This window comes from Rhodoplanes roseus (assembly GCF_003258865.1).
GTDB lineage: Bacteria > Pseudomonadota > Alphaproteobacteria > Rhizobiales > Xanthobacteraceae > Rhodoplanes > Rhodoplanes roseus.
The window spans coordinates 1-3,563 of record NZ_NPEX01000429.1; the positions used below are offsets into that span (position 1 = coordinate 1).

At 74.4% G+C, this 3,563-nt stretch carries 4 protein-coding genes; all 4 read left to right on the forward strand.

Translation table 11 applies throughout. The annotated features are described in order from the left end of the window. The coding region (locus CH341_RS29545; protein ID WP_111422927.1) for a PIG-L deacetylase family protein at positions 1-640 on the forward strand (640 nt) is incomplete at its 5' end. A 26-nt stretch (positions 641-666) separates the two neighbouring features. Beyond that, on the forward strand, positions 667-1,725 hold the full coding sequence (locus CH341_RS29550) for a glycosyltransferase family 4 protein (protein WP_111422933.1): 1,059 nt from the start codon (positions 667-669) through the stop codon (positions 1,723-1,725). After that, positions 1,722-2,717, forward strand: coding sequence for a GNAT family N-acetyltransferase (locus tag CH341_RS29555; RefSeq protein WP_111422929.1), 996 nt, complete (start codon positions 1,722-1,724; stop codon positions 2,715-2,717). Before CH341_RS29550 ends, CH341_RS29555 begins: the two co-directional genes overlap by 4 nt. Before the next feature lie 2 nt (positions 2,718-2,719). Further along, positions 2,720-3,563 (forward strand): class I SAM-dependent methyltransferase (locus CH341_RS29560; RefSeq protein WP_111422931.1); only part of this gene is annotated, 844 nt, incomplete at its 3' end.

Genomic DNA, 3,563 nt, shown 5'->3' on the forward strand with positions numbered 1-3,563 from the left:
GGCCGAGCACGGCCACCGCGGAGCGGCGAGCTATGCGATGGCCCGGCGGCGCGAGCTCGCCGCGGCGCTGGCGCTCGCCGGCCTGGCCCCCGATCAGGTCGTGCTGCTCGGGCTGCCCGACCAGGAGGTGGCCGAGCAGATGCCGGTGCTGGCGCGCCGGCTGGCCGCCATGTGTCGCACGCGGGGCATCGACGTCGTCATCACCCACGCCATGGAAGGCGGGCATCCGGATCACGACGCGGTCGCGTTCGCGGTGCGGGCGGCCGCGGCGCTCGCCGATCGCGACGGCTATCCGATCGCCGTGCTGGAGATGCCGTTCTATCGTCGCGGGCCGTCCGGGTGGCTGCACCAGTCCTTCGTGCCGGACCGCCGGTCGCCGGCGACCGACGTGCGGCTGAGCGACGACGAGATCGCCCTGAAGCGGAGCATGCTCGCCGCCCATGCGAGCCAGCGAGCGACGCTCGCCCAGTTTCCGGTGCATGTCGAGCGCTTCCGCCCGGCGACGCCGATCGACGTGACGATCCTGCCGAACGACGGTGCCTTGCTGTACGAGCTGTACGACTGGGGATTGACGGGCGAGCGCTGGCTGGCGCTCACCGGCCTCGCCTGCCGGACCCTCGGGCTCGGTCCCGTCCTGTGATGTCGCTCTCCGAACGGACCGGCGCCATGCCTCTGACCGTCCTGAGCGTCGCCTATCCGTTCGCGCCGGTCGGGCCGGATGCGGTCGGTGGCGCCGAGCAGGTCGTGTGGCAGCTCGATGCCGCCCTGGTGCAGGCCGGCCACCGCTCGATCGTGATCGCCCCGGCGGGCTCGGTGGTCTCGGGCCGGCTGGCGCCCCTGCCCCGTCCGCCGAGCCCGCTCGACGAGACCGCGATCCAGCGCGGCCGCAAGGCCACGGCGCGGGCGATCGACGAGATCCTGACGACGTGTCGTGTCGACGTGGTCCACCTGCACGGCGTCGACCACACGGCCTATCTGCCACGCCCCGGCGTTCCGGTCGTCGCGACCCTGCATCTGCCGCTCGCCTGGTACGACGAGGCGGCGCTGAAGCCGCGCCGCCCCGAGACGCATCTCGTCTGCGTGTCGCGCAGCCAGCGTGACGCGCGGCCCGATCTCCGGCACCTCGACGTGATCGAGAACGGTGTCGCGGTCGACCGCTTCGCGCCGGCGCGGCGGCACTGCCGTTACGCCCTGATGTTGGCCCGCGTCTGCCCCGAGAAGGGCATCCATCTCGCGATCGACGCGGCCGCGCAGGCCGGCGTGCCGCTGCTGATCGCCGGCGAGGTGTTCGCCTATGACGAGCACCGCCGCTACTTCGAGACCGAGGTCGCGCCACGCCTCGATTCCACCCGCCGCTGGATCGGCCCGGTCGGCTTCGCCCGCAAGCGACGCCTGCTCGCCGCGGCGCGGTGCCTGCTGGTCCCGTCGCTGGCCGCGGAGACGAGCTCGCTGGTGGCGCGCGAGGCGCTGGCCTCCGGGACGCCGGTGATCGGCTTTCGCACCGGCGCGCTCGCCGAGGCCGTCGACGATGGCGTCACCGGATTCCTGGTTCGCGACGCCGCCGGCATGGCCGCCGCGATCCGCCGCTGCGACGATCTCGATCGGACCGCCTGTCGGGCCGCCGCCGAGACACGCTTCGGGCTGGCGCCGATGATCGAGCGCCACCTCGCTCTGTATTCCCGCCTCGCCCGGCGGGCCGGCGCCCCGCACGGAGCGGTGGCGTGAGCACGCCCGAAACGGCCGTGCTGCACGAGCGCGAGGCCGTCGCGGCGCTGGTGCCGGACTGGTGGGAGCTGTTCGGGCGCAGCGACCGGGCGACCCCGTTCCAGTCGCCCGCCTGGCAGCTCGCCTGGTGGGATGCGTTCTCGCCCGGCCTGCTGCGGGTCGCCGCGGTGCGGAGCGCCGGCCGTCTCGTCGGGCTCGCGCCGTTCTATCGGGAGCACGGCACCGATCGCCTTCTGCCGATCGGCATCTCGGCGAGCGACTATCTGGACGTGCTGGTCGATCCGGCGGTGCCGGCGGCCGGCGACCGGATCGTCGCCGCGCTCGCCGACGATGCGTGGACCGAATGGGAGCTCACCGATCTGCTGCCGGACGCCGCGGCGCTCGACCTCCCGGTGCCTGCGGGCTGCACCGAGGAACGCTCGGACGCCGCACCCTGCCCCGTGATCGCCCTGCCGGACGCGCCCGACGACCTCGCCGACAGGCTGCCCAAGCGCAAGCGCCGCAGCATCGGCATGGACCGCAACCGGGCGCGCCGGCGCGGCGACGTGAGAACGATCGCGGCCCGGGACGGCGCCGAGGGGCTTCGACTGCTCGCCGAGCTGATCCGGATGCACCAGGCGCGCTGGACCGCGCGCGGCGAGCCCGGCGTGTTCGCGGACGAGCGGATCGAGACCTTCCACGCCACCGCCCTGCCGCAGCTCCTCGGCGCCGGTCTCGCCCGTCTCGACGCGATGACGATCGACGGCACCGTCGCGGCGGTGCTGTATCAGCTCGCCGACGAGCGGCGACGCTACGCCTATCTGGCCGGCTTCGACGCCGCCTTCGCTCATGAAAGTCCCGGGACGCTGCTGCTCGCCGAGGCGATGGAGACGGCGGTCCGCGCCGGCGCGCGCGAGTACCACCTGCTGCGCGGGGACGAGGCCTACAAGTTCGGTTGGGGCGCCGTGGTCCGCCACACGCGTCGACGCGTCTTTCGACGGCCGGAGCGCTGATCATGCCGCATCGCCGACGACCCGGCCTTCCCGGCGGCCTGCCGCAGCGCGCCCGCGAGGCGCTGGCGCGCTGCGCCGACGGCAGCCTGCCGCCGGCCGTGGCGCTGACCTGGCTCGCCATGGCGGGGCTCGCGGTGCAGGAGGCGAGCGAGGCCGTCGCGATCGCCTCCGACCGGATGGTCACGGCGCGCGGGCTGCGCCATGCCGAGCGTCTCCGCCACGCGGCGCGGCTGCTGGACGAGATGCCCGACGCCTTCGACCGGATCGCCGCCGTGCTGGCGACGCACGACGATCCGCCGGCGGGCACCGATGCGGTCACCCACTGGGCCGCGGTGTTCGATCGCGCCTGCTCGCAGTCGCCCGAAGCCAGCGTCGCCCTGTATTCACTGGGCCGGCCTGCCCTGCTCGACGCCGTCACCGACGAGATCGTCGCCTGGCTGTCGGCACGCGGGCTGCTGGGCCCGGAGCGGACCGTGCTGGATCTCGGCTGCGGGATCGGCCGCTTTCTGACGGCGCTGTCCGGCCGGGTGCGCCTCGTCGTCGGGGTCGACGTCTCCGCCGTGATGACGGAGACGGCGCGGCGGCGGACGCGGGGGCTCGCCGACACCGCCGTGGTGCGCACCGGCGGGCGCGATCTGGCCTGCATGGCGCCGGCGGCCGTCGATCTCGTGCTGGCCGTCGACTCGTTTCCCTATCTGGTGCAGGCCGGGGTCGCCGCCCGGCATCTGGAGGACATCCATCACGTGCTGCGGCCCGGCGGGACGCTGGCGGTGCTGAACTGGTCCTACGGCGGCGATGCCGCGGCCGACCGGCAGGCGGTCGAAGCCGAGGCGGCGCGCCTCGGCT